Annotated in this window: 21 protein-coding genes, 1 tRNA gene and 1 pseudogene; 9 read left to right on the top strand and 14 right to left on the bottom strand. The window is 69.9% G+C overall.

Annotated features, from left to right (window positions below; all coding sequences use genetic code 11):
• The first annotated feature begins 82 nt into the window (after nucleotides 1-82).
• Nucleotides 83-1,003 carry a DUF817 domain-containing protein gene (locus AOP78_RS02720; RefSeq protein ID WP_236685268.1) on the top strand — a complete coding sequence of 307 codons (921 nt, stop codon included), beginning with the start codon at nucleotides 83-85 and terminating at the stop codon, nucleotides 1,001-1,003.
• Nucleotides 1,000-1,548 carry an arsenate reductase/protein-tyrosine-phosphatase family protein gene (locus tag AOP78_RS02715; protein ID WP_062201211.1) on the top strand — a complete coding sequence of 183 codons (549 nt, stop codon included), beginning with the start codon at nucleotides 1,000-1,002 and terminating at the stop codon, nucleotides 1,546-1,548. The genes AOP78_RS02720 and AOP78_RS02715 overlap by 4 nt, the downstream gene beginning before the upstream one ends.
• Nucleotides 1,549-1,590: 42 nt before the next feature.
• Here the strand turns inward: AOP78_RS02715 and AOP78_RS02710 are convergent, their stop codons facing one another.
• A complete protein-coding gene (locus AOP78_RS02710; protein WP_062201207.1) occupies nucleotides 1,591-2,001 on the bottom strand; it encodes a winged helix-turn-helix transcriptional regulator in 411 nt (136 codons plus the stop codon).
• A gap of 99 nt (nucleotides 2,002-2,100) precedes the next feature.
• Between AOP78_RS02710 and AOP78_RS02705 the strand changes: the two genes are divergently transcribed.
• The gene (locus tag AOP78_RS02705; RefSeq protein WP_062201205.1) at nucleotides 2,101-2,952 is read left to right on the top strand and encodes an SDR family oxidoreductase; all 852 of its coding nucleotides are present in this window, start codon (nucleotides 2,101-2,103) and stop codon (nucleotides 2,950-2,952) included.
• Between the two features lie 54 nt (nucleotides 2,953-3,006).
• Here AOP78_RS02705 and AOP78_RS02700 read toward each other — a convergent pair whose 3' ends face one another.
• From AOP78_RS02700 to AOP78_RS02680, 5 genes are all read right to left on the bottom strand, one after another.
• Nucleotides 3,007-4,053, bottom strand: a complete 1,047-nt coding sequence (locus AOP78_RS02700; RefSeq protein WP_083979723.1) for a nucleoside hydrolase — start codon at nucleotides 4,051-4,053, stop codon at nucleotides 3,007-3,009.
• A gap of 45 nt (nucleotides 4,054-4,098) precedes the next feature.
• Complete coding sequence (gene lysA / locus AOP78_RS02695) at nucleotides 4,099-5,436, bottom strand: diaminopimelate decarboxylase (RefSeq protein WP_062201202.1); 1,338 nt, start codon at nucleotides 5,434-5,436, stop codon at nucleotides 4,099-4,101.
• A gap of 3 nt (nucleotides 5,437-5,439) precedes the next feature.
• Nucleotides 5,440-7,116, bottom strand: a complete 1,677-nt coding sequence (gene argS / locus AOP78_RS02690) for an arginine--tRNA ligase (protein ID WP_062201200.1) — start codon at nucleotides 7,114-7,116, stop codon at nucleotides 5,440-5,442.
• Nucleotides 7,117-7,199: 83 nt separating this feature from the next.
• Nucleotides 7,200-7,550, bottom strand: coding sequence for a hypothetical protein (locus AOP78_RS02685; protein ID WP_062201197.1), 351 nt, complete (start codon nucleotides 7,548-7,550; stop codon nucleotides 7,200-7,202).
• Between the two features lie 100 nt (nucleotides 7,551-7,650).
• A complete protein-coding gene (locus AOP78_RS02680; protein ID WP_062201192.1) occupies nucleotides 7,651-8,658 on the bottom strand; it encodes a LacI family DNA-binding transcriptional regulator in 1,008 nt (335 codons plus the stop codon).
• A gap of 168 nt (nucleotides 8,659-8,826) precedes the next feature.
• Here AOP78_RS02680 and rhaI point away from each other — a divergent pair, with 168 nt between their 5' ends.
• From rhaI to AOP78_RS02655, 5 genes and pseudogenes are all read left to right on the top strand, one after another.
• On the top strand, nucleotides 8,827-9,993 hold the full coding sequence (gene rhaI / locus AOP78_RS02675) for an L-rhamnose isomerase (protein ID WP_062201189.1): 1,167 nt from the start codon (nucleotides 8,827-8,829) through the stop codon (nucleotides 9,991-9,993).
• 5 nt (nucleotides 9,994-9,998) lie between these two features.
• Nucleotides 9,999-10,859 carry an alpha/beta hydrolase gene (locus tag AOP78_RS02670; protein WP_062201184.1) on the top strand — a complete coding sequence of 287 codons (861 nt, stop codon included), beginning with the start codon at nucleotides 9,999-10,001 and terminating at the stop codon, nucleotides 10,857-10,859.
• Between the two features lie 47 nt (nucleotides 10,860-10,906).
• Nucleotides 10,907-12,636, top strand: a pseudogene (rhaD, locus tag AOP78_RS02665) (bifunctional rhamnulose-1-phosphate aldolase/short-chain dehydrogenase).
• Nucleotides 12,633-14,084 (top strand): rhamnulokinase, encoded by a 1,452-nt coding sequence (locus AOP78_RS02660; protein ID WP_062201182.1) that lies wholly within the window; start codon nucleotides 12,633-12,635, stop codon nucleotides 14,082-14,084. The pseudogene rhaD and the gene AOP78_RS02660 overlap by 4 nt, the downstream one beginning before the upstream one ends.
• Nucleotides 14,085-14,095: 11 nt before the next feature.
• Nucleotides 14,096-15,385, top strand: a complete 1,290-nt coding sequence (locus AOP78_RS02655; protein ID WP_083979793.1) for an alpha-hydroxy acid oxidase — start codon at nucleotides 14,096-14,098, stop codon at nucleotides 15,383-15,385.
• Nucleotides 15,386-15,391: 6 nt separating this feature from the next.
• Here AOP78_RS02655 and AOP78_RS02650 read toward each other — a convergent pair whose 3' ends face one another.
• Nucleotides 15,392-16,039: a hypothetical protein gene (locus tag AOP78_RS02650; RefSeq protein WP_062201179.1), complete on the bottom strand. Its 648-nt coding sequence runs from the start codon at nucleotides 16,037-16,039 to the stop codon at nucleotides 15,392-15,394.
• 176 nt (nucleotides 16,040-16,215) lie between these two features.
• Between AOP78_RS02650 and AOP78_RS02645 the strand changes: the two genes are divergently transcribed.
• Nucleotides 16,216-16,288: transfer RNA gene (locus AOP78_RS02645), tRNA-Arg, on the top strand.
• 180 nt (nucleotides 16,289-16,468) lie between these two features.
• Here the strand turns inward: AOP78_RS02645 and AOP78_RS02640 are convergent.
• The 7 genes from AOP78_RS02640 to AOP78_RS02610 form a co-directional block, all read right to left on the bottom strand.
• Nucleotides 16,469-16,888 (bottom strand): DoxX family protein, encoded by a 420-nt coding sequence (locus AOP78_RS02640; RefSeq protein WP_062201176.1) that lies wholly within the window; start codon nucleotides 16,886-16,888, stop codon nucleotides 16,469-16,471.
• A 98-nt stretch (nucleotides 16,889-16,986) separates the two neighbouring features.
• Complete coding sequence (locus tag AOP78_RS02635) at nucleotides 16,987-18,027, bottom strand: LacI family DNA-binding transcriptional regulator (protein WP_062201174.1); 1,041 nt, start codon at nucleotides 18,025-18,027, stop codon at nucleotides 16,987-16,989.
• 50 nt (nucleotides 18,028-18,077) lie between these two features.
• On the bottom strand, nucleotides 18,078-19,130 hold the full coding sequence (locus tag AOP78_RS02630) for a family 43 glycosylhydrolase (RefSeq protein ID WP_062201171.1): 1,053 nt from the start codon (nucleotides 19,128-19,130) through the stop codon (nucleotides 18,078-18,080).
• Entirely contained in the window at nucleotides 19,127-21,700 is a 2,574-nt protein-coding gene (locus AOP78_RS02625; RefSeq protein ID WP_062201168.1) for a family 78 glycoside hydrolase catalytic domain, read from the bottom strand. The genes AOP78_RS02630 and AOP78_RS02625 overlap by 4 nt, the downstream gene beginning before the upstream one ends.
• Entirely contained in the window at nucleotides 21,697-22,569 is an 873-nt protein-coding gene (locus tag AOP78_RS02620) for a carbohydrate ABC transporter permease (RefSeq protein WP_062201165.1), read from the bottom strand. Before AOP78_RS02620 ends, AOP78_RS02625 begins: the two co-directional genes overlap by 4 nt.
• Nucleotides 22,566-23,447 (bottom strand): carbohydrate ABC transporter permease, encoded by an 882-nt coding sequence (locus AOP78_RS02615; RefSeq protein WP_062201162.1) that lies wholly within the window; start codon nucleotides 23,445-23,447, stop codon nucleotides 22,566-22,568. Before AOP78_RS02615 ends, AOP78_RS02620 begins: the two co-directional genes overlap by 4 nt.
• An 87-nt stretch (nucleotides 23,448-23,534) precedes the next feature.
• Nucleotides 23,535-24,887: an ABC transporter substrate-binding protein gene (locus AOP78_RS02610; RefSeq protein WP_062201159.1), complete on the bottom strand. Its 1,353-nt coding sequence runs from the start codon at nucleotides 24,885-24,887 to the stop codon at nucleotides 23,535-23,537.
• Nucleotides 24,888-24,943: the final 56 nt, after the last annotated feature.

Here is a 24,943-nt window from a genome sequence, read left to right as displayed (position 1 = left end):
GATGCGCGCCAGGCATGAGGACGATGCGTCAGTCGCCCTCCGCTCCCCCGGATCGCTGGTCGCGTGGGGCAGGATGGGCCGGGTGGGGGAACGCAATGTCCTGGACCCCGAGCGCTGGCGGCCGCGTCGGCTGTGGCGCTTCGGGGTCGGCTTCGTCTGGCTCGAGCTCCAGTCGCTGGTGTTCGCGCTGGCGATCTTCGCCGCGCTCGCGCTGACGTCCGTGGTCGAGCTCCCGATCCCGCGCTACGACGCGCTGCTGATCTTCGCCGTGGCTCTCACGGGGATCCTGTGGGCGACCGGGTGGGAGACGACGCGCGAGGTGGGCGTGATCCTCGTGTTCCACCTCGTGGGACTCGCGCTCGAGATCTTCAAGGTGCATGTGGGGTCGTGGGTCTATCCGGACGAGGCGTGGTCGAAGGTCGCAGGAGTGCCCCTGTACTCGGGCTTCATGTACGCAGCCGTCGGCTCCTACATCGTCCAGGCGTGGCGTCGCTTCGACCTCAGGGTGACCGGGTTCCGACTGTGGCCGATGACGTTCCTCGCGGTCGCGGCGTACGCGAACTTCTTCACCCACCACTGGATCCCGGACCTGCGGTGGCTGATCGCCGCGGGGTTCCTCATCGAGACGCGCGGCACCCTCGTCCACCTCACGGTGCGCGAGCACCGGTACCGGATGCCGCTGCTGCTGTCCTTCGTCGCGATCGGCCTCGCGCTGTGGTTCGCCGAGAACGCGGCCACGTTGCTGGGTGCCTGGGCGTACCCGGACCAGCTGATCCACTGGACGATGGTGCACGTCGGCAAGGTCGGCTCGTGGGCGCTGCTCGTGTCGCTGAGCTTCGTGATCGTCGCGGCGCTCAAGCGGCTCGAGGGAGTGCTCGACGGCAAGGAGGACGATGAGCCGAGCGTCGTCGTCGTGCGACGCGAGGCCAGGGCGCGGCGGCGGGTCGAGGCGCGGGCCGCGCGGAGGGCTGATCCGGAGCCAGACCTTAGCCTGGAGCCATGACCCGTCCCGCCCGCGTCCTCATGATCTGCTCCGGCAACATCTGCCGCTCCCCCGCGATGCACTACCTCGCGGCGCGCGAGTGGGGATCCGCCGCTGAGGTGAGGTCCGCGGGCACGTGGGCCGAGATCGGGATGGACGCGACCCGGGAGATCCGCAGGTCGGCCCGCGAGCGCGCGGGGCTTGAGATGCCCCGCCACCGGCCCACGCAGCTCGACTCCGAGCTCATCGGCTGGGCCGACCTCGTCCTCGTCGCGACGAGCCAGCATTCTCGGTGGATCTCGCAGAGCGAGGGGCTCCTGCCCGACCACGTGTTCGGCCTCAAGGAGGCGGTCGACCTGTCCGAGCGGGCCGCGACCCCGCCCGGGGACACCCCGGCCGAGCGACTGGTCGCGGCCGCATCGTCCCTGCATGCCGAGCGGCTGCGCGCCGAGGTGCCGCTCAGGAGCCTCGACGATCCGTGGTCGCATCCGCAGGCGGTCTTCGACCGCGTGATGGATGAGATCGTCGAGGCGGTCGACGCGCTCGGCGCGTGGGCGCGGGTCTGAGCCGCTCGCTCGACCGCCGCGCGGCTCTCGCGGGAGCCCCGTCTACTCGACGCGCGCTCCCTCGGAGTCGTACTCAGCGCGCGAGCGGTCCAGGTCGGGCACCGCGCCCTGAAGCAGGTCCGCGACGCCGCGCAACCGGGTCGCGATGTCCGCCCCGAGCGGCGTGAGCGCGTAGTCGACGCGAGGCGGAACGGTCCCGTGGTCGGTGCGCGCCACGAGCCCCTCGCGCTCGAGGGAGTGGAGCGCCTGCGACAGCATCTTCTCGCTCACGCCCTCGACGTGGCGGCGCAGCTCGCCGAAGCGATGCGGGCCCTCGACCAGGGCGAGCAGCACGAGCGAGGCCCACTTCCCGGTGACGACCTCGAAGGCCGCGCGCGAGCTGCAGGCGCGCGCGAAGACGTCGGCGACGAGCTCCTGGCTCGGCGCGGAGGCATCCTGGGCATCGGCGGTCACGCGTTCAAGAATACGTCACCAGCACTGCGGAATAGATAGTACTTTCGAATAGTTAGTACGAGCGTCGCGAACACGTCGCGCCTGTATGAAAGGGATGCCATGACCACCTACGCCGTCACCGGGGCCTCGGGCCAGCTCGGACGCAAGATCGTCCACGCGCTGCTCGACCTGCACATCTCGCCGTTCGACGTGATCGCGCTCGCGCGTGACACCGCCAAGGTCGAGGACCTCGCCGACCTCGGCGTCCGCACCCGCACCGCCGACTACGACGAGCCCGAGACCCTTGCGACCGCCCTCGAGGGCGTCGACCGCCTCGTCCTCGTCTCCGCGTCCGAGCCCGGCAAGCGCCTCCCCCAGCACCAGGCCGTGATCACCGCCGCTGAGGCGGCGGGCGTGCAGCGCATCGTCTACACGTCGCTGCTCAAGGCGGACGACACGACGAACGGCCTCGCGCCCGAGCACATCGCGACCGAGGGCCTGCTCGCCGAGTCCCCGCTCGAGACCACCGCGCTGCGCAACTCCTGGTACACCGAGAACTACACCGCGCAGATCGGCTCCTACCTGGAGCGCGGCGGGATCGTCGGCGCCGCGCGCGACGGCCTCATCTCCGCGGCCACCCGCCAGGACTTCGCGGAGGCCGCCGCGGCCGCCGCCGTCGCGGACACGGTCAAGCCCGTCTACGAGCTCGGAGGTCCCGCCTTCACGCTCGCCGACCTCGCGGCCGCCGTGTCCGAGGCCACCGGCAAGGAGATCGCCTACACGAACGTGACCGTCGAGCAGCTCACCGCGGGCATGGTCGAGGCCGGCATGCCCGAGGGCGTCGCCGGCTTCTGGGCCTCGATCGACGGCTCGATCGCGCTCGGCGACCTGCACACCGAGTCGACCGACCTCGCGGACCTCATCGGTCGCGAGCCCACCTCCCTCGCGGCAGCGGTCAAGGCCGCTCTCTAGGGGGTCGTGCGTCCTTGTGGGAGCTGGGTGCGGATTCTGCTTCAGATCCTGCGCTCAGCTCCCACCAGCGCGCTGCCAGGCGGCGTGCTCGGCGAGCTTCGCGTAGAGATCCTCGAACATCATGCGCGTGTCGAAGCCCGTGTAGACGCGCATCGGGCGCGCGCCCTCGACGGGCTGGTACGTCCCCTCCGCGGTGATCGCGGGCGTCGGCATGACCACGTACTCGCTGCTGCTCGGGTCGGGCTCGAAGGGCGACTGCAGGGCGGTGAGGAGCACGAGCGGCTGGTCACCGAGCGCGTACGCCTCGCCCGCGCCGCGACCCGAGTGCTCGACGGCGCCGCGCAGGATCTCGAGCGCCTCGTCGTGCAAGTAGGCGCCGAGCGGTCCGGTGGCACGCACGCGCGCCCGCAGCTCCGCGAACGACACGAGGCAACGGCGATACGCGTCGCGCGGCACCTGCCAGATCGTTGCCTCGGAGGCGAAGACGACCTGCGCCGCGGCCACGTCGATCGCGAGGTTGTACTCGATCGCGCTGCCGCCGGGCGGCGGCGTTGCGAGGCCCTCGTGCTCCGGACCACCGATCCACACGAGCGTGAGCCGCGACGCGATGGCAGGTTCCAGGAGGAGCGCCGAGGCGAGGTCCGTCAGGCCTCCGCCGGCCGCATAGAACAGCGGCAGATCCGTGTCCTCCCGCATCGCCTCCGCGATGATCGCGCGCGCGGCGGGCGAGTCCACAGCGGTCGACGTGTCCGGCAACGCGGCCTGGGCGCCGAGGACGATGCGGTCGTGATCGGCCAGCCCGAGGCGCGCGAACACCTCTCGCGCGACGAGGACCGCATGAGACGCGGTGTCGGGACCAGGATCGAAGGGATCGTCCTCGCTCAGGTGCGAGCCGACGACGAGCCGCACGTCGACGCTCGGCGACAGCAGGTGATGTACGAGCTGGAACACGTCGTCCGGGTCGCCGGAGAAGTCGTTGTCGACGATGACGCGATACCTCGGAGGCAGCGGCCCCGCCCCGGCCCACGGCGTCTCACCGAGGCTCCAGGAACGCGGCGCCGTCACCGCGACGATCCGATCGGGCGTAGGAATGTTCGTCACGCCTGACACTCTGGCGCGATCGAGCAGGCCGTGTCCAGCCCGCCGCTACTCGGGCGCGACGTCCCAGCTGAGCAGGTCCGCCATGGTGTCGCGGCGGATGTGCACGGTCGCCTCGCCGTCCTTCACGGACACGACCGCCGGGCGCAGCAGCGCGTTGTAGTTGTTCGCCATCGTGCGCCCGTACGCGCCGGTCGCGGCGACCGCGAGCAGGTCTCCTCTGCTCACGTCGCCGGGCAGCTCGACGTTGCGCACGACCACGTCACCGCTCTCGCAGTGCTTGCCGACCACGCGGCTGAGCCTCGGCGGCTCCTCCGAGAGTCGAGCCGCGAGCGTCGCCGTGTAGTCGGCGCCGTAGGTGATGGGGCGCATGTTGTCGCTCATGCCGCCGTCGACCGCCACGTACGTGCGGTGGCCGCCCTCCTCGAGGTTCACCATCTTGACGACGCCGACGCGGTAGAGCGTCATGCCGGCGGGTCCCGAGATGGCGCGGCCGGGCTCGATCGAGATGCGCGGCCACGTGCCGCCTGCCTCTTCCAGGGACGATGCGACGGCGTCGGCGATCTCGAAGGCCGCGCGCTCGGGCTCGATCGCCTCGGCGCCCGGGAGGTACGAGATCGCGTAGCCGCCGCCCAGGTCCACCTCGGGCACCTCGATCCCGGACTCGGCCGCGAACTGCGCGCGAAGACCGAACATGCGGGTCGCGGACTCGCGGAACGCGTCGACCGACAGGATCTGCGAGCCGATGTGGGTGTGGATGCCCTGCAACTCAAGGCTGTCGGCGGCGTGAACCCTCCGCAGCGCCTCGAGCGCCGCGCCGGAGGCGAGCGACAGCCCGAACTTCTGGTCCTCGTGGCTCGTGGCGATGTACTCGTGGCCGCCGGCGTGCACGCCGGTCGTGATGCGCACCATCACGGGCGCGGTCACGCCGAGCTCGTAGGCGATCGCGTCGAGGATCTCGATCTCGTCGAGCGAGTCGACGACGATGCGCCCCACGCCCACGCGGAGCGCGCGCTCGATCTCCGCGTCGGACTTGTTGTTGCCGTGCAGGCCGATGCGCTCGGGCGGCATCCCGCCTCGCAGAGCGATCTCGAGCTCGCCGCCCGACGCGACGTCCATGCGGAGGTCCTCGTCGAGCATCCAGCGGGTCACGCGCGAGGACAGGAACGACTTGCTCGCGTAGTAGACGTCGCACTTCGTGCCGTGTCGGCCGAAGGCCGCGGTGAAGTGGTCGCGGAACGCGGCGGCCCGCGCGCGCAGGTCCACCTCGTCGACGATGTACAGCGGCGTGCCGAACTCGCCCGCGAGCTCGCGCACGTCGCACCCGCCGACGCGCAGCGCCCCGTCGTCGCCGCGCTCGACTGTCCGGGACCAGACTGCGCTCACGCCTTACATCCTCTCGGGGGCGGAGACGCCGAGCAAGTGGAGCCCCGTGCGCAGCACCATGCCGGTGGCGTCGTTGAGCCACAGGCGCGTGTGGTGCAGGTCCGTGACCTCCTCGTCGCCCAGCGGGGTGACGCGCGTGCGGTCGTACCACTTGTTGAACGCAGCGGCCACGTCCTCGAGGTAGCGGGCGACGCGGTGCTGCTCGCGGTACTCGACCGCCTGGGCGACGACGCGCGGGAACTCGCCGAGCACGCCCAGCAGCGCGGCCTCGGACTCGTGCGTGAGCAGCGACGCGTCGAAGCCCTTGTCGAGCTCGATGCCGTACTCGGCCGCGTTGCGGGCGACGCCCGCGGTGCGGGCGTGCGCGTACTGGACGTAGAAGACGGGGTTCGCGTTGGTCGCGGACGCGAGCAGGTCGAGGTCGATGTCGATCGTCGAGTCGGCGCTCGAGCGGGCGAGCGCGTAGCGCGCGGCGTCCACGCCGACGGCGTCGACCAGGTCGTGCATCGTGACGACCGTGCCCGCGCGCTTGGACATGCGGACGGGCTGACCGTCCTTCACGAGGTTCACGAGCTGCCCGATGATGACCTCGACGGTGTCGGGGTCGTAGCCGAGCGCGGCCGCGGCGGCCTTGAGGCGCGCGATGTAGCCGTGGTGGTCGGCGCCGAGCAGGTAGATGCATAGGTCAGCGCCGCGCTCGTGCTTGTCGCGGATGTAGGCGATGTCGCCCGCGATGTACGCGGCGTTGCCGTCGGACTTGATGACGACGCGGTCCTTGTCGTCGCCGTGGTCGGTGGACTTCAGCCACCACGCGCCGTCGGCCTCGTACAGGGCGCCGGACTCCTTGAGCTCCTTGACCGCCTTGTCGACCTTGCCGGACTCGTGGAGCGAGTCCTCGTGGAAGTACACGTCGAAGTCGACGCCGAAGTCGTGCAGCGAGGACTTCACCTCGTCGAACATGAGGTGAACCCCACGCGAGCGGAAGAACTCCTGCATCTCGTCGGCCTCGAGCTCAAGGGGGTCCTTCTCGCCGACCTCCATGGCCTCGATGAGCACGCGGTTCGCGGTCTCGAGGATGTAGTCGCCGCCGTAGCCGTTCTCGGGCGTGTCCTCGCCCTTGATCGCGGCGACCAGCGACTTCGCGAAGTTGTCGATCTGCGAGCCGTGGTCGTTGAAGTAGTACTCGCGGATCACGCGGGCCTCGTGGAACTCGAGCAGGCGCGCGAGCGAGTCGCCGACCGCAGCCCAGCGAGCGCCGCCGAGGTGCACGGGACCGGTCGGGTTCGCGGAGACGAACTCGAGGTTCACGGTGACGCCCTTGAGCGTCTCGCCGCGCCCGTACGCGCCGTTCGCAAGGACGATCGTGCGGGCGAGCTCACCCGCGGCGCCGGCCGCGAGGCGGATGTTGAGGAAGCCGGGGCCGGCGACCTCCGCCGTGTCGATGCCGTCGATCTCGCCGAGGCGCTCGGCGAGGGTCGTCGCGAACTCGCGAGGGTTCGTGCCGGCCTTCTTCGCGAGCTGCATCGCGACGTTGGTGGACCAGTCGCCGTGCTCGCGCTGGCGCGGTCGCTCCACGCGGATGTCCTCCGGGACATCGAACGGGGACAGCTGGAAGTCGCTGTCGTCGATCCCCTGAAGAAGGGCGGCACGGATTGCTTCGCTGAGCTGCTCGGGAGTCACCTGCCGATTCTATCGGCGCGTGAGCACGGTCGCCGACGGCTGGAGACAGGACGATGCGGGGCGGCGATCGGCCGCCGCCCGGCCTAGTCGAGGACCCGTACCCCGGTCACGTCGCACTGCACGGGGTAGGACTCGGCGCACACGGCGGCCCACACCTCGATCGTGGCGCCAGCGGAGATGTCGGTCGCGGCCATCGTCCCCCAGTCGGCGTCCCACACGCCCACCTCGGGGCCGACGTCGAAGATCGTGCCCGAGTAGTACTCGTAGCCGGCGTCCGGGATGAAGGACAGCGACACGACGTCATCCGCGACGGCGACCGAGGCCACGGTGCCGACCGCGTTCGATTCCCCGGTCCCGATCGGCTTGCACCCGGAGACCACCAGCAACCCCACCAGGGGCACCGCCAGGACCGCCGGACGTCGCATCGTCCTCATGCCTCCACGCTACCGCCGGGAGGAGACGATGCCCAGCCCCGTGTCACCCTGGAACCAGGGACGATGCGGCACCCGGTGCACGCGTCGGTCGCGCGGGAGGCTAGCGCGACGCGGACGACGCGCGGGCGACAAGCTCGGGCTCGAACACGACCTGGCGCGGCTCCGCGCCCGGCTCCCGCAGCTCCTCGAGCAGCGTGACAGCAGTCTCGCCGATGAGCTCGCGCGGCTGGCGCACGGACGTGATGGGCACGACCGCGGCCGCCGCGAACGAGATGTCGTCGTAGCCGACGAGAGCGACGTCGCCAGGGATCGCGACGGGCTCGTCGCCGCCGAGCAGCCCCTGTTGGAGGCCGATCGCGAGCAGGTCGTTCGCCGCGAAGATGGCGTCGATCTCACCCGCGGCGACACGCGGGCGCAGCTCGGCGCCGACCCGCATGCCGCCTCTCAGCGACAACGCCATGGTCTCCACGAACTCGATGCTGGCATCGTCCACGCTCGCGACCGCCGCGGCCGCGCCGCGATAGCGATCCGTGACCTGGCGGAGGCTCGTCGGACCTCCGACGAAGGCGAGCCGCCTGCGCCCCCCATCGAGGAGGTGGCGCGCCGCCAGCTCGCCTCCCGCCACGTCGTCAACCGAGACCGACGCGAACGACGTGTCCTCGGTTCCCCGGTCGACCAGCACGACGGGGATGCCGCGGCGGCGCACGTCGCGCAGGCGCGCGAGGTCCTCGACGAGCGGCGATACGAGAAGTCCGCGCACGCGACCGCGCTCGAACAGCTCGATGTGGGACCGCTCGCGCTCGACGCTCTCGTCCGAGTTGGCGAGCAGCACGCTGAGGCCCTCGCGAGCGGCCTGCCGCTCGGCGCCGAGCGCGACGTCGGTGAAGAACGGGTTGCTCGCGTCGAGCGCGATGAAGCCGATGCTGCGGCTCTGGCCCTCGCGCAGCGCCTGAGCCGCGGCGTTGGGGACGTAGCCGAGCTCGTCGATCGCGGCGTGGACCTTCTCCACCGTCTCGGCCTTGACCATGTCGGGTCTGTTGATGACGTTGGAGACGGTGCCGACGGACACGCCCGCGCGCGCCGCGACCTCCTTGACGCTGACCGCCATCGTCCCTCCTCGTCCGTGATGCCCTGGAGTGCAGGCTAGCGCAGGCACATTCCGTCGCGCTTGACTCCTGCGACCATTCTGGCCTACTGTTTGAAACGATTCAACTACCGGTCGGCGCCGACTGGACCTCAGGTCCGTGCAGCGCCGCGATCTCGAAGGAGAGACACGATGGCCTTCACGCCCGACATCGCCACCCGCCTCGAGGAGCAGGCCATCGAGCTGCCCTCGTGGGCCTTCGGCAACTCAGGCACCCGCTTCAAGGTGTTCGGCACCCCCGGCACCCCCCGCGACCCGTTCGAGAAGATCGCGGACGCGGCGCAGGTGCACAAGTACACGGCCCTGTCGCCGTCCGTCGCGCTCCACATCCCGTGGGACAAGGTCGACGACTACTCCGAGCTGAAGAAGCACGCCGAGGACCTCGGCGTCGCGCTCGGAACCATCAACTCGAACACGTTCCAGGACGACGACTACAAGCTCGGCTCGCTCGCCCACCGCGACGACCGGATCCGTCGCAAGGCGATCGACCACCACCTCGAGTGCATCGACATCATGGATGCCACCGGGTCGCGCGACCTGAAGATCTGGCTCGCGGACGGCACCAACTACGCGGGCCAGGACGACATGCGCGGCCGTCAGGACCGCATGCACGAGTCGCTGCAGGAGATCTACGCGCGCATCGGCGAGAACCAGCGCCTCGTCCTCGAGTACAAGATCTTCGAGCCGGCGTTCTACCACATGGACGTTCCGGACTGGGGCACCAGCTACGCCCAGGTCGCCGCGCTCGGCGAGCGTGCCACCGTCTGCCTCGACACCGGCCACCACGCCCCCAGCACCAACATCGAGTTCATCGTCATGCAACTGCTGCGCCTCGGCAAGCTCGGGTCGTTCGACTTCAACTCGCGCAACTACGCGGACGACGACCTCATCGTGGGCGCCGCCGACCCGTTCCAGCTGTTCCGCATCATCACCGAGGTCATCCGGGGCGGCGGCTACGGCAAGGACGGCGACACCGCCTTCATGCTCGACCAGTGCCACAACATCGAGGACAAGATCCCGGGCCAGATCCGCTCCGTGCTCAACGTCCAGGAGATGACGGCCCGCGCGCTGCTCATCGACCGCGAGGCGCTCACCGCCGCGCAGATCGAGGGCGACGTCCTCAAGGCGAACGGCATCATGATGGACGCCTTCTACACGGACGTCCGCGCCGACCTCGCGCAGTGGCGCGAGTCGCGCGGCCTTCCCGCGGACCCGATGGCCGCCTTCCTCGCCTCCGGCTACCTCGCGAAGATCGCCGAGGAGCGCGTGGGCGGAGTCCAGGCCGGCTGGGGCGCCTAAGAGACATGCACCGCACGCTCACCCGCCTCGACGTGGAGGCACCCGGTACGGACGCACCCTTGAAGGCGCGCCTGTACCGGGCCTCCGCGTCGTGCGAGCGCGCCCTCGTCTGGGTCCACGGAGGCGCCTTCGCCTTCGGGGACCTGGACATGCCCGAGGCCGATGCGGTCGCCGCCTGGCTCGCGGAACGCGGCTGGGCAGTGCTGTCCGTCGACTACCGGCTCGCGCCGGAGCCCGACTTCGAGGGCGGCCGCATCGGCTTCGGCGGTCACCCGTTCCCGGCCGCGCACGACGACGTGGTCGCGGCGTTCGACTGGATGGTCGAGCACGCGGAGGACCTCGGCGCGGGCCGCGACGCGGTGCTGCTCGGCGGCGCGAGCGCGGGAGCCAACCTCGCCGCTGGCGCGGCGGTGGCGCTGCGTGATCGCGCACGCGAAGGCGACGACCGCATCGTCCCGGCCGGGCTGTTCCTCGCCTACCCCGTGCTGCACGCGGTCATGCCCGCCGCGCGCCCCGAGGCCGCGGTCGCGATCGCGACCACCCCGGCCGACGCGCGCTTCCCCGCCCACGTGATCCGCACCATGAACCTCAACTACGTCGCTGGGGACGAGTCGCTGCTGACCGACCCCCGCGCCTTCGCCGGCGACGGCGACGTGGCCGGCCTGCCTCCGACGCTCATCGTCGACTCCGAGGCCGACGACCTCCGGCCGTCCGGCGAACGCTTCGCCCAGCAGCTCGCCGAGTCCGGCGTCGACACGACGCACCGCGTCGAGGCCGGCACCGTACACGGCCATCTCAACCGTCCCGACGAACCCGCTTTCGCGCGCACGCTCGAACGCCTCCTGGAGTGGTCCGCAGCCCGCTGACACCTCCACGCACGACCCCACCTCAAGTCCCCAGAGAGGAAACCCGCATGACAGTCCCCAACGTCGCTGACACGCTCATCGACCGATCGAATCGCCTCGGCGCCGACCCCAAGAACACCAACTTCGCGGGCGGCAACACGTCCGCCAAGGGCACCGCGACCGACCCCGCCACCGGGGCCGACGTCGAGCTCATGTGGGTGAAGGGCTCCGGTGGAGACCTCGGCACGCTCGGCACGAACGGCCTCGCCGTCCTTCGCCTCGACCGCCTGCGCGGCCTCGTCGACACCTACCCCGGCGTCGAGCGCGAGGACGAGATGGTCGCCGCGTTCGACTACTGCCTGCACGGCCGCGGCGGCGCCGCCCCGTCGATCGACACCGCGATGCACGGCCTGGTCGACGCCGCCCACATCGACCACCTCCACCCGGATGCGGGCATCGCGATCGCGCCAAGGCCGCCGCGCTGGCACCCGTGATCCGCGGGCTCGCCTCGATGGATGCGCCGCAGATCGGCCACTTCACCGACGCCGACGTGGTGCTCGACTTCCTCGGCTCATCCGAGCACCCGCGCCTCGCGGCGCTCGGCACGTCGTGCCCCGACCACTTCCTGCGCACCAAGGTCAAGCCGATGGTGCTCGATCTGCCGGCCGACGCGTCCGTCGAGGACAGCATCGTCCGCCTCAAGGAGCTGCACGACGAGTACCGGGCCGACTACCAGGCCTACTACGACGCTCACGCGACCGAGGACTCACCCGCGATCCGCGGCGCCGACCCCGCCATCGTCCTGGTCCCGGGCGTCGGCATGTTCTCCTTCGGCCGCAACAAGCAGACCGCGCGCGTCGCGGGCGAGTTCTACATCAACGCGATCAACGTGATGCGCGGCGCCGAGGCGCTATCCACCTACACGCCCATCTCCGACGCCGAGAAGTTCAACATCGAGTACTGGGCGCTCGAGGAGGCCAAGCTCCAGCGGATGCCCAAGCCCAAGTCCCACGCGACCCGCGTCGCGCTCGTCACGGGCGCGGCCTCGGGCATCGGCAAGGCGATCGCGACCCGCCTCGCGGCCGACGGCGCGTGCGTCGTCATCGCCGACCTCGACCTCGAGAAGGCTCAGGCCGCCGCGGCCGAGCTCGGCGGCCCCGACGTGGCGGTGGGAGTCGCCGCGAACGTCGCGGACCCCGAGGCCGTCACCGCGGCCATGAACGAGGCAGTGCTCGCGTTCGGAGGCGTCGACCTCGTCGTGAACAACGCGGGCCTGTCGCTGTCCAAGTCGCTGCTCGAGACCACCGACAAGGACTGGGACCTCCAGCACAACGTCATGGCGAAGGGCTCGTTCCTGGTCTCCCAGGCAGCGGCCCGCGTGATGATCGCCCAGGAGATGGGCGGCGACATCGTCTACATCGCGTCCAAGAACTCCGTGTTCGCGGGCCCGAACAACATCGCCTACTCCGCCACCAAGGCGGATCAGGCGCACCAGGTGAGGCTGCTCGCCGTCGAGCTCGGAGAGTTCGGCATCAAGGTGAACGGCATCAACCCCGACGGCGTGGTCCGCGGCTCCGGCATCTTCGCCGGCGGCTGGGGAGCCAACCGCGCCAAGACCTACGGAATCGAGGAGGACGAGTTGGGCAAGTTCTACGCTCAGCGCACCATTCTGAAGCGCGAGGTGCTCCCCGAGCACGTCGCCAACGCGGCCGCGATGATCACCGGCCCCGACATGACGCACACCACCGGCCTGCACATCCCCGTGGATGCAGGCGTGGCTGCGGCGTTCCTCCGATGAGCGCGGTCTCGGTCGCCGCCGTCGACCTCGGCGCGACCTCCGGTCGCGTCATGGTCGGCCGCGTCGGCCCGAACACGCTTGAGCTCGAGCAGGCGGGCCGTTTCCCGAACGGCCCGCTCGCCACCCCGGACGGGCTCCATTGGAACGTCCAGCAGCTCTACGCGCACGTCGTCGAGGGCCTGCGGTCCGCGGCGGCGACCGAGACCATCGCCTCGATCGGCATCGACTCGTGGGCCGTCGACTACGCGCTGCTGCGCGGCGACCGCGTCCTCGGCGAGCCGTTCCACTACCGCGACGAGCGCACCGCGCACGGCGTGAAACTGGTGCACGCCGACGAGCCCTTCAGCCTGCTCTACGCCCGCAACGGATTGCAGTTCCTGCCGTTCAACACGCTGTATCAGCTCGCGGTGGAGCGCGAGGTCGGCATGCTCGACGTGGCCGACCGCATGCTCCTGGTCCCCGACCTCATCGCCTGGTACCTCACGGGCGCGACCGTCGCGGAGTCCACGAACGCGTCGACGACCGGGCTGCTCGACGTGAGCACCAAGGAGTGGGACGGCGAGCTGATCGACAGGCTCAGGCTGCCCCGTGCGATCTTCCCGCGGCTCGTGCAGCCCGGCGAGACGATCGCCACGGTGCTGCCCCACGTCGTCTCGGCGACAGGGCTCGCGGAGACGACGCCGGTGATCGCGGTCGGCTCGCACGACACCGCCTCGGCCGTGGTCGCCACGCCGATGACCGAGCCCGGCGGCGCGTACATCTCATGCGGCACGTGGGGGCTCGTGGGCGTCGAGACGGAGGCACCGGTGCTCAGCACCGCGGCCCGCGAGGCGAACTTCACGAACGAGGGCGGCGTCGACGGCCGCACCCGCTTCCTGCACAACGTCATGGGCCTGTGGCTGCTCAACGAGACGGTCGCGGCGTGGAGCCGCGAGGACGGCGCCCAGGTGAACCTCGTCGCGCTGCTCGGCGCGGCGGCCGAGGTCACCGGCGAGATCCCCGTGTTCGACGCGAACGACCCGCGCTTCTCCCCGCCCGGGGACATGTCGCCCCGGATCGCCGCGTACTGCGAGGAGCACGGGATGCGCGCGCCGCAGAGCCGCGCCGAGATCGCGCGGTCCATCGTCGAGAGCCTCGCCACGGCCTTCGCGGAGGCCGTGCGCACCGCCTCGTCGCTCAGCGGCCAGGAGGTGCGCCGGATCCACATGGTCGGCGGCGGAAGCCAAGGTGAGCTGCTGTGCCAGCGCACGGCCGACCTGTCGGGCCTGCCCGTCGTCGCGGGGCCCATCGAGGCCACCGCGATCGGCAACGTGCTCGTGCAGGCGCGTGCTCTCGGTGCCGTCGGTGGCACGCTGGAATCCATGAGAGATCTGGTGGCGCGCGCGTTCTCGCCGCGCTCCTACGCCCCGCGCGCTCACGCCGTGAGCGCCTCCTCCCCGAAGGGATAGATGAGATGAAGATGTCCCGCCGCGTACCCCGGCCGGCGGACCTCGCGCCGTTGATGAGGTTCCGACGCTTCGAGCCGGACGCACGCAAGCGCCGGCTGAGCAAGGCTCACAAGATCGCCGACCTGCGCGCGATCGCGAAGCGCCGCACGCCGAAGGGCGCGTTCGACTACACCGACGGCGCCGCCGAGCTCGAGCTGTCGCTGGCTCGGGCGAGGCAGGCGTTCGAGGACGTCGAGTTCCACCCGGCGATCCTGCGCGACGTGTCTCAGCTCGACACGTCCGTCGAGATCCTGGGCGGCCCGTCGGCGCTCCCGTTCGGCATCGCGCCGACGGGCTTCACGCGGATGATGCACGCCGAGGGCGAGCGCGCGGGCGCCTCGGCCGCTGGCGCGGCGGGCATCCCGTTCTCGCTGTCGACGCTCGGCACCACGTCCCCCGAGGGCGTCGCCGAGGCGAACCCGAACGGCCGCAACTGGTTCCAGCTGTACATGCAGAAGAACCGAGATGCGTCCATGGGGCTCGTGGAGCGCGCCGCCGCGTCCGGCTTCGACACGCTGCTCATCACGGTCGACGTCCCGGCGGCCGGCGCACGCCTGCGGGACAGCTACAACGGCTTCTCGATCCCGCCCCAGCTCACGCCCGCGACGGTGCTCAACGCGATCCCGCGGCCCGAGTGGTGGTGGAACTTCCTCACGACCGAGCCGCTCCAGTTCGCCTCGCTCAGCGAGTGGGACGGGACCATCGGCGAGCTGCTCGACTCGCTCTTCGATCCGACCATGACGTTCGAGGACCTCGCGTGGATCCGCGACCAGTGGAAGGGCAAGGTCGTCGTCAAGGGCATCCAGACGCTCGACGACGCCAAGCGGGTCGTCGACCACGGCGTCGACGGCATCGTCCTGTCCAACCACGGCGGCCGCCAGCTCGACCGCGCCCCCATCCCCTTCCACCTGCTGCCGTCGGTCGCGGCGGAGCTCAAGGGCAAGACCGAGATCGTGCTCGACACGGGCATCATGTCCGGCGCCGACGTCGTGGCGGCGATCGCGGCGGGCGCGGACTTCACGCTCGTGGGCCGCGCGTACCTCTACGGCCTCATGGCCGGCGGCCGCGAGGGCGTGGACAGGACCATCGAGATCCTCCGCACCGAGATCGTGCGCACGATGAAGCTGCTGGGCGTCGCGAACGTCGCCGAGCTCAACCCTGATCACGTGACCCAGCTGCGACGCCTGTCGCCGATCGCCCACGATACGCCGCTCGAGAGGGGCTCGCGTCTGGTGGCGAACACGCGGCGCACGACCACCTGAGGCGCGTCAGCCCCTCGCCTCCTCGCAGATCGTCGCGAAGAACCAGTCGATGTCGAGGATGTCGTCGAGGGGCGCGTCGACGAACCTCGCGGTGACGCCATCCTGCGTGACATGGCCGGTGAACGTGCCATCGCCGTCGTGCGGCTCGAAGGACGAGCCCACCGCCATGAGCAGCCGGTGCCCGTCCGAGTCCTTCATGTCCCAGAAGACCCCCTGGGCGAGCAGGTCGATCGTCGAGTCGTCGCCCGGCACCGCGAACGGCTCCTGGAAGCGCAGGTTGGCGCGGATGCTCACGCCCGCGGGTCCGTCCGGCGAGGTGCCGTACTGGTCCAGGTCGCGCGTGCGGAACCTGCGGTCGTAGTTGAGGTAGTCGTCGTCGTAGTAGCGGATCTGGGTCCGGATCTCGGTGTGCCGGTTGTAGAGCGGGACGTCGCAGGGGATCTCCTCGTCGAGCACCCATCCGGTGTCGACCACCCGGGTGCCCACGCACACGGGACCCGAGTCCTTGAGGGTGCACGTCCATGGCGCGAACGTCGGGCTGAGGGAGGGCTGCAGGAGGGACTCGTCGACGTCGCCGGATCTGGCGCTCGACGGTCCGGACAGCGAGATCGTGAGGACGATCGCCGCGGCGGCGATGGCGGGGACTCGACGCATGATGCACTCCTTCGTGTGAGCCGGTTGGCGGCTCCACCATGCGCACGACACGGTATGCGTCCGGTACTCGTCGCCCGCGGGCGTCGCGCTTGCGGGGCTCGTCCCGCGCACGCGGGCTCCGACGCGGCGGGGCGACCGAGGACTGATATCCTCTCTTAGCCGCGCGTGCGCGGCGGGCCCCCGTAGCTCAGCGGATAGAGCGCCGGTTTCCGGTACCGAAGGTCGCAGGTTCGATTCCTGTCGGGGGCGCTTCGCGATATCTCGCGATGGCTCGCGCCACTGAGGACCCTGCTGAGAGGCGGGGTCCTTGGCGTTTCCTGGACGATGCGGTCGCGGGGACGATGCGCGGGTGCGGTGTGGTCGGAGGCTCGGGAACGGCGACGGGGCGGCTCCCCCGTAGGAGAACCGCCCCGTCGCCGTCCAGCCGGCTCAGCCGATCGCGAAGAGCGGTCCCGTGACGGTGAGGCCCATGTCCGCGCCGGTCACGGCGAACAGCAGGAACAGCGCGAGGGCGCCGCCGATGAGGCCGATGTTCTTGTTGAAGTTGATCTGCTCGGACTGCTTGGCCTGAGCGTCGGTCTCCTTCCAGTGCGCGTGCATGAAGAAGCTGACGGGGACGAGCGTCGCGGCGACGAGCAGCGAGCCGAGGTCGCCGAAGACGCCGAAGAGCACCATGAGCGCGCCGACGCCCATCGCGAGACCGGACAGGATGACGCCGGCCTTGCCGCCCGGGGCTCCCTTGTAGTCGGCGTACTGGGTCATGGCGTCCGCCTGGGTCAGGTGGCCGACGGCGGAGAGCAGGAAGATGAGCGCGAAGAGGATGCGCGCGGCGAGGAAGACGATGTCCATGGGAGGTTCCTTCAGTTAGTTGTATCTACAAGTTCAATGTAGACCAACTTAGTTGCACATGCAACTATTCCCGATGGTCGTCTGCCGACCGACCCCGGTCAGGGACTCGCGACAGTGCTCCGCCTCACCACGAGGGTCGGCGCCAGATGCACCATCCGGTGCTCGTGATACGGGTCGTGCAGCTCCTCGAACACGAGGTTCGCGCCGGCGGCACCCATGCCCTCGCCGGGCTGCCTGATGGTGGTCAGCGGCAGCGGGCTGTCCCACGACGCACGGTTGTCGTCGTAGCCGACGATCGCGACATCCTCGGGGATGCGCACACCGGCCCCCGAGAGCGCCTGCGCCACTCCAGCGGCCACCAGGTCAGCGATCGCGAAGATCGCGTCGATCTCGCCACGCTCGATCCGGCTCAGCAGCGCGCGCCCCGCACTCCAGCCGTAGGCGCGATTGAGCTCGCCCACATCCTCGCGCGCGACGGACTCGGCAAGGAGCGACCCCGCCTCGTCCTGGAAACCGCGGCACCTGTCCGCGACCGGCTGGAGCGACTCGGGGCCGCCCACCAGGGCAAGGCGCTTGCGCCCGATCTCCACGAGGTGCCTCGCCGCGAGCCGTCCGCCCTCGTAGTTGTCGGTGTGGACCGCGCAGTGCGTGCCGTCGCCGCCACGGTAGTTCAGGAACACCAGGGGCCTGCCGACGCGGTACCCGTCCGCGAGCGCTCGGTAGTGGCTCGCGTCGTTGATCGTCACGAGCGTTCCCATCGTCTGCGTCGCCGCGAAGGCGGCGAGGTAGCGCCGCTCGCGCTCGAGGTCCGAGTCCGTGTTCGCCATGAGCACGAACGCCTCATGCTCAGCCGCGATCCTCTCGACCCCTCGCGCGATGTCGACGAACAGCGAGTTGGACAGGTCCGACAGCACGAGGCCGAGCGCCCTCGTCGACCCCGACGCGAGCGAACGCGCGGGCCCGTGGGGACTGAACTCGAGCTGTGCGATCGCCTGCTCGACCTTGTCGCGCGTGCGCGCCGCGACCCTCTCCGGATGGTTCAGGACGTTGGAGACGGTGCCCTGGGACACCCCCGCGAGCGCCGCCACGTCCGTGATCGAGGCGCGCTTCGCCCCGCTGCCACCGTCGGACTCCGTCATGCGCTGAATCCTAGGCGCAACGACTCCGTTGTCGCGGCGCCCGAGGGGGGTCATGTCATATCCTCCAGCCGCCACTCGTCGTGCCAGTCGATCAGCACGCGGCCGTCGTCGCCGACACGGATCGGCAACCAGACGTAGCGGGCTCGAGAGGGATCGGGCACAGTGAGCTCCCGCATCCCCGTGTCCTCGGCGCCCGCCTCGATCTTCGCGAAGTACTCGTCGAACAGGTCGTACGCCTCGGAGCCATGCGCGTCATAGTCCGGCAGCCAGCGATCGCCGAGCGCGATGTGGAGGTCCGTTCCTGGCACGTGGAACACCGAGCTCACCTGCGTGCGATACGAGGTGCGCGACGCATCGTCCGGGTGCGGGTCCCCGACCACGGACCACGGTCCGTGGATCGTGTCCGCGACGGCCACCTCGGAGGCGTTCGGGTAGTAGCCGGTGGTCCCCGAGGTCACCAGGTACTGCCGGCCGCCCCGCCTGAAGAAGGACGGCGCCTCGCGCGTGAACGGCGGGCGGCCGTGGTGGAAGTGAGTCGAGTAGTAGCCCGTCACGTCCGTGTAGTCGTCGGTGAGATCGGCGACGATGAGCTCCGAGTGGACGCGCTCGAAGATGTAGTAGCCCTTGCCGTCGTGCGGGTCGACCACCAGATCGAAGTCGCCGGCGTACATCCCGAGCGGCCGGAAGTCCGCCTTCGCCATCGTGTAGGGCCCGAGGATCGAGTCGGCGACCAGCGTCGACGACAGCTGCACCGAGCCGGACATCACCTTGATCCAGCACACGTACTTCTTGGTGTGCGGGTTGTAGAGGATGTGAGGGCGGTCCATGCCGCGCCCCGGATGCAGCGGCGACGACGGATCGTCCTCGACGGGCGGGATGATGACGCCCTCGTCCTTCCAGTTGTACAGATCCGTCGACGAGTAGCAGCGCACACCCCAGTGCCAGATCCCCGAGCCCGGGGTCGTGAACTCCTTGTTCTCCCCGTACCAGTAGTAGGTGCCGTCGACCTCCATGACCGAGCCGCCGTGCGCCTGGATCGGCCTGCCCTCGGTGTCGAGCCATTCCTGGCCGGGGCGGAAGCTGTCGTAGGTCGGCGAGGTCATCGCGCGTCCTCCTGAGTCTCGGCCATGTGCGCCGTGTAGTGATGAGCTCCCGCGCGTGCGCGGTGCGTCTCGCCGTCGGGAAGGATGACGGAGGCGGTCACCCCGGCGGGGACCTCGACGTCGAGCACGAAGGTCTCGCCGTCGAGCGTCCACGCGACGGAGATCGGCCCGTAGGGGCTCAGGTGCCGCGCCGAGGCGGACGTGAGCCCGCCGCCCGGACGAGGCCGCACCTCGACCTCGCGATAGCCGGGCGCGACCGGCGCGAGGCCGGCGACGACCCGGTGCAGGAAGTCGACCACGGCGCCGAGCGCGTAATGGTTGAACGACGTCATGTCGCCGGGATTGATGGAGCCGTCGGGCAGCATCGAGTCCCAACGCTCCCAGATCGTGGTCGCCCCCATCGACACGGGGTACAGCCATGACGGGCACTCCTGCTGGAGAAGCAGGCCGTACGCATCGTCGAGGTGCCCCGAGCCCGCGAGCGCGTCGCAGATGATCGGCGTGCCGACGAAGCCCGTCTGCACGTGATGGCCGCCGGCGCGAACCGCCTCCGACAGGAGGTCTCCGATCCGCTCGCGCACCACCGCGTCCTCGACCAGGTCGAACTCGAGCCCGAGCGCGAGCGCGGTCGGGGCGTCGGCGATGCCCGCGAGGTCCGAGAACCAGCGGCCGCGGATCGCCGTGACGACGCGGTCCGCGAGCGCGCGATAGCGAGCCTCGTCCTCCGCCTCGTCGAGCAGCGCGGCCACGTCGGCCACGATGCGCGCCGACTTGACGACGTACGCGCTCGCGACCAGGTACTTGTCGGTGCGCGCCTTCCCCGGATCCTCGGGCGGCGCGGCAGGATCGAGCCAGTCGCCGAGCTCCATCGACCCCTCGACCACGTCGTCGGGACCGACGCGCAGCTCGAGGTGGTCGACCCAGGCCCGCATGCTCGCGTACTGGTCGGCGAGGACCCCGAGGTCGCCGCGACGCTGGTACATCGTCCACGGCACGATCGCCGCGGCGTCACCCCAGGCCGCCGAGGCGCTGCGCGGGAAGCCGCACTCGACCCACGGCACGAAGTTCGGCACCCAGCCGTTCGGCTCCTGCTCAGCGGCGACGTCGCGCAGCCACGAGGTCAGGACCCCGTCGGCGCCGTACAGGAACTCCGCCGCCGGGGCGAAGACCTGGATGTCCCCTGTCCACCCCATGCGCTCGTCGCGCTGCGGGCAGTCGGTGGGGAGGTCCACGAAGTTGTCGCGCATGCTCCACACGGTGTTCTCGTGCAGGCGGTTGAGCATCGGGTCGCTGCACTCGAACCAGCCGCGCCGCTCCATGTCGGTGTGGAGCGAGACCGCCTCGACGTCGCCGTCGGACAGCTCGCCTGGCCACCCCTCGAGCTCTGCATAGCGGAAGCCGTGGATCGTGAAGCGAGGCATCCATACGACCGAGCCCTCGCCCGCGGAGGTGTAGGAGTCGACGGACGGGGCGAGCCTGAGCGGCCGGGTCCCGAGCTCGTCGTTCTCGAGCACCTCGGCGTGATGCAGCCGCACGGTGTGGCCCGCGGGAGCGTCCACCGCGATGCGCAGGAGACCGGAGATGTTCTGCCCGAAGTCGAGGCGGATGCGCCCATTCGGGCGCCGCTCGACGGTGACGGGCGCGAGCGACTGAACGGGTCGGACGGGCTCGCCGATCGCGGCCTCCAGCCGCGTCTCCAGGGACGATGCGGGGCGCGCCTGGGGACGACCCCATGAGGAGTCGTCGAAGCCAGGGAGGTCCCAGCCCCCAGGGAGCAGTCGGGCGTCGTACGTCTCGCCCTCGTAGAGGCCCACGCGCACGGCGGGGCCGGGCAGGGAGCGCCACGCGTCGCGCAGCGGGACGATGCGGGTCTCGCCGGACGCGTCCGTCACCTCGAGCTGGAGCAGCGCCCCGACGTGCTCGCCGTAGACGTCCCACAGGCCGCCGTCGAAGCCGATGCGGCCGCGGAACCAGCCGTCGGCGAGCTCGACCGCGAGAGCGTTCGCGCCCCCGCGGAGGAGCGCGGTGACGTCGTGGACGCGGTAGCGCAGACGATGCGAGTAGCTCGTCCATCCCGGGGCGAGGTGCTCGTCCGAGACCGCCTCACCGTTGAGCGAGGCGGTGAAGACTCCTTGCGCGGTCGCGTAGAGCCGGGCCCTGACCGGAGCGTCGTCGAGCATGAACTCCGCGCGGATCAGGTGCGACGGGCGCAGCTCATGCGGCGCGGCCACGGAGGGCACCACGAGGGGCTCGACCCAGTCGGACGGGTCGAGGAGCCCGGCCTCGACGGCGAGAGCCTCGCTCCACGCGGACCACTCCCCTGCCGTCTCGACACGGATCGAGACCTCGACCGCCTCGCGCGAGGCGAGGGGGGCGAACGGCCACGCGACGAGCACGCCGTCGGCGGTCGCCAGGTCCTCGACCCGCTCTCCGCCGGCGTCTACGGCGCGGGCCTGGGCCCGCTCCGGTGCAGCCGCATCGTCCAGACGCCATGACAGCCGTGGCGCGGCGACGCCCAGCCCGAGGGCGTCCGCGCGCAGCTCGGCGCGGACCTCGATGACGGAGATCATCCCTTCACCGCCCCTGACGTCATGCCCGCCATGACCTTCTTGTTGAGGAAGATGTAGAGCGCGAGCGTGCCGAACACCGTGACGGAGATGCCTGCGAAGAGCGGCCCGTAGTTGACCGCGCCGTACTCGCCCGTGAAGTTCAGCAGGCCGACCTGGATGGTGCGCAGGTCGGACTTCGTCACGAACGTCAGCGCGATGAGCAGGTCGTTCCACAGGAAGAAGAACTGCACGAGCGCGACCGTGAACACGGCGTTCTTGACCAGCGGCACCGTGATGTTCCAGAAGATCCGGTACACGCTCGCGCCGTCGAGAGTCGCCGCCTCGAACACCTCGGCGGGGATCGCGCGCATGAAGGTCGCGATCATGAACACCGTCAAGGGCATCCCGATCGCCGTGTAGGTGATGATCAGCGGCCAGATCGTGCTCGTGATGCCCACCTTGTAGTACACGGTGAACAGCGGCAGCAGGATCATCTGGGTGGGGATCATGATGCCCGCGAGGAACAGCACCAATACCAGGCCGCGCCCCTTCCAGACCAGGATCTGCAGCGCGTACGCGGCCGCCGTCCCGAACAGCAGGATGAGGAACAGCGACGGGAAGACCGCGATCACGGAGTTCTTGATGTAGGTGCCGAGACCACCGTCGACGAAGGCCGAGATGTAGTTGTCGAGGTTCCACTGCTGCGGCAGCGCCCAGAAGGGCTCCGACAGGAACTCCGGCTGCGTCTTGAAGGACCCCATGAGGATCCAGAACATCGGGTAGACGACGGTGAGCAGGACCAGCGACAGTCCGACCCATCCGAGCCCGCGGCGAAGCCTCGCCTTCAGCGGCTTGCGGGTACGGGGCGAGGTGACGGCGACGGCGCTCACTTGGTCACGTCCTTTCGCATCGACCTGAACACGAAGATGGTCGCGAGCAGGCACAGGAGGGTCAGCATGAAGGCGACGGTGCTGCCGTAGCCGTACTGCCCGTAGGCGAACGACGTTCGGAACATGTAGAGGGTCAGCGGCGTCGTGGCGGACCCGGGCCCGCCGTTGGTCAACGCGACGATCGAGTCGAAGACCTTCAAGGTTCCATTGATGGAGAAGATGAGAGAGGACAGCAGGATGGGCAGCGACAGCGGGAAGACGATCTTCTGCACGAGCTTCCACCCGGAGGCGCCATCGATGCGGGCGGACTCCATGACCTCCTGCGGGATCTCGACGAGTCCCGCGTAGAGGAGCACCGCGTAGAAGCCCATCGATCGCCAGACGTCCATGATGATGACCACCCAGAACGAGTAGCCGGGGTCGCCGAAGAAGTCGGTGAGGTCCCCACCGAGCCAGGTGATCACCGCGTTGACCGGCCCTACGGTCGGAGCCGCCTCGAAGATGCGGCTGAACATCAGCGCGACCGCCACGGTCGGGAGGATCACGGGGAAGAAGATGATGGCGCGCACGAGCGAGGACTTGTTGCGCAGGAAGAAGATGTAGAGCAGCGCGAGGCCGTAGCCGGTGGCGACCTGCAGGAACGTCATCACGACCGCGTAGCGGAGGGTGAACCACAGCGCGTCGATCGCGGTGTCGTCGCCGAAGAACTTGATCCAGTTGTCGAAGCCGACGAACTCGAAGCCCGTGATGGCGTTGCCCGACTGGAAGGTGTAGGTGACCGACCAGACGATCGGGATGAGCATGACGATGGTGTAGACCAGCAGGGCCGGCGTCAGCATCAGCAACGTCGCCTTGCGGTCGCGGAAGACGGAGTCCACGATGAGTCCTTGGGTCTTGAGGGGTTCCGGTTTCGGCCCCGCGGGGGTGGCGGGGCCGAAACCGGTGGGAGAGGTCCGGCTGAGGGACTAGCCCTCGTTGGCGTCCTGGACCAGCTGCATGAACTCCTCGCCGGTCAGGTTGCCGGAGGCGAGCCCGCCGCCGTTGGTCTGCGACACGGTGGTGCCCTCCGAGGTGAAGGCCGCCTCGAACCACAGCACCGAGCCGGTGGCGTTCGCGATCTCGTCCTGCACGAGCGTGGTGAGGTCGGACTGGTCGGCCGGGGTCTCGGTGATCGTGAAGCCCGTCACCTGGCCGGACTCCGCAAGCGCAACGTCGCCGTAGTTCTGAGCGATGCACGCGATCCACTCACCGATGTCGTCCGAGTAGCTCGAGGTCGTGAACATCACGGGGATGCCGGCGTTCGCCGGGACCTCGTCGATGCTGCCGGCGCCACCCGAGACCTCGGGGAAGGCGAAGTAGCCGATGTTGTCGACGCCGATCTGGTTCTGCTCCTCGTCGTTGAAGTTCGCGAGCGCCCAGCTGCCCATGTAGAACATCGCGCCGCCGCCCGTAAGGAACTGGTTCATCGCGGTGTCGTAGTCGATCGAGCCTGCCGCGGCTCCGAAGTAGCCCGCCTCGCCGAGAGCGGCAACGGCGTCGGCGCCGGCCACGTACTCCGGGTCGGTCAGGCTCGCCTCGCCATCGGCCACCTTCTGAAGCGCGTCGGAGCCGAGGTCGCGGAGGATGTAGTTGCCGACCAGCCTCGTCACAGGCCAGCCGTCGCCGCCCGCGGCCACGAAGGGCTGGATGCCCGCAGCGTCGAGCGTGGCAGCCGCGTCGACGAGCTCATCCCACGTGGTCGGGACCTCCACGCCGGCCTCCGCGAACAGCTCCTCGTTGTACCAGAATCCCTCGATGTTGTACTCGGTCGGGAGCGCGTACAGGTCGTCGGTCTGGTAGAGCTGCTCGAGCGTGGCCGCCGCGGCGGGCAGGACGGAGTCCTCGACGCCGTACTCGGCGAGCACGTCGGACAGGTCGACCACGAGCCCTGCGTCGATGAAGTCCTGCATGAGCGATGGCGTGCCCGCTGCCATCGACATGTTCGACAGCGCGTCGTTCCCGGCCAGCACCTGGAGCTGCTGGTCCCAGGTCGTGCCATCGATCGCGTCGCTCACGAGCGGCGTGCCGTCGGCAGCGGCGGCGCAGGCACCCGTCTCGAGCGACTCGAGGGTGCCGATGATGGTGGTGTTCTGGGTCTGGCCCAGATAGGTGAACTCGTCGCTGGTCGTGGCGGTCTCGTCGGTGCTGCCCGAGTCGGACGCCGTATCCGAGGCGGAGGTGTCACCTCCAGAGCTGCAGGCTGCGAGGGCCAGGGCCCCGACGCCGGTCAGTGCGATCGCCGCGAGCGTGGTGCGGCGTGGCGCAAGGGTCATGGACATGATTCCTCCTTGAATCAGGCACAAGAGGCGCGTCGTCTTTGAAGCGCTTCATTTCG

The sequence above is a fragment of the Demequina salsinemoris genome (assembly GCF_000974805.1).
Taxonomy (GTDB): Bacteria; Actinomycetota; Actinomycetes; order Actinomycetales; family Demequinaceae; genus Demequina; species Demequina salsinemoris.
This window is presented reverse-complemented; position numbering and strand designations above follow the sequence as displayed.

Bases quoted from the DNA above. Each gene is read 5' to 3' on its own strand.
- AOP78_RS02650 (WP_062201179.1), bottom strand. From the start codon at position 16,039: ATGCGTCGAGTCCCCGCCATCGCCGCCGCGGCGATCGTCCTCACGATC.
- AOP78_RS02670 (WP_062201184.1), top strand. From the start codon at position 9,999: ATGCACCGCACGCTCACCCGCCTCGACGTGGAGGCACCCGGTACGGAC.
- AOP78_RS02640 (WP_062201176.1), bottom strand. From the start codon at position 16,888: ATGGACATCGTCTTCCTCGCCGCGCGCATCCTCTTCGCGCTCATCTTC.
- AOP78_RS02625 (WP_062201168.1), bottom strand. From the start codon at position 21,700: ATGATCTCCGTCATCGAGGTCCGCGCCGAGCTGCGCGCGGACGCCCTC.
- AOP78_RS02715 (WP_062201211.1), top strand. From the start codon at position 1,000: ATGACCCGTCCCGCCCGCGTCCTCATGATCTGCTCCGGCAACATCTGC.
- AOP78_RS02610 (WP_062201159.1), bottom strand. From the start codon at position 24,887: ATGTCCATGACCCTTGCGCCACGCCGCACCACGCTCGCGGCGATCGCA.
- AOP78_RS02685 (WP_062201197.1), bottom strand. From the start codon at position 7,550: ATGAGGACGATGCGACGTCCGGCGGTCCTGGCGGTGCCCCTGGTGGGG.
- AOP78_RS02630 (WP_062201171.1), bottom strand. From the start codon at position 19,130: ATGACCTCGCCGACCTACGACAGCTTCCGCCCCGGCCAGGAATGGCTC.
- AOP78_RS02705 (WP_062201205.1), top strand. From the start codon at position 2,101: ATGACCACCTACGCCGTCACCGGGGCCTCGGGCCAGCTCGGACGCAAG.
- AOP78_RS02635 (WP_062201174.1), bottom strand. From the start codon at position 18,027: ATGACGGAGTCCGACGGTGGCAGCGGGGCGAAGCGCGCCTCGATCACG.
- AOP78_RS02655 (WP_083979793.1), top strand. From the start codon at position 14,096: ATGTCCCGCCGCGTACCCCGGCCGGCGGACCTCGCGCCGTTGATGAGG.
- rhaI (WP_062201189.1), top strand. From the start codon at position 8,827: ATGGCCTTCACGCCCGACATCGCCACCCGCCTCGAGGAGCAGGCCATC.
- AOP78_RS02680 (WP_062201192.1), bottom strand. From the start codon at position 8,658: ATGGCGGTCAGCGTCAAGGAGGTCGCGGCGCGCGCGGGCGTGTCCGTC.
- AOP78_RS02660 (WP_062201182.1), top strand. From the start codon at position 12,633: ATGAGCGCGGTCTCGGTCGCCGCCGTCGACCTCGGCGCGACCTCCGGT.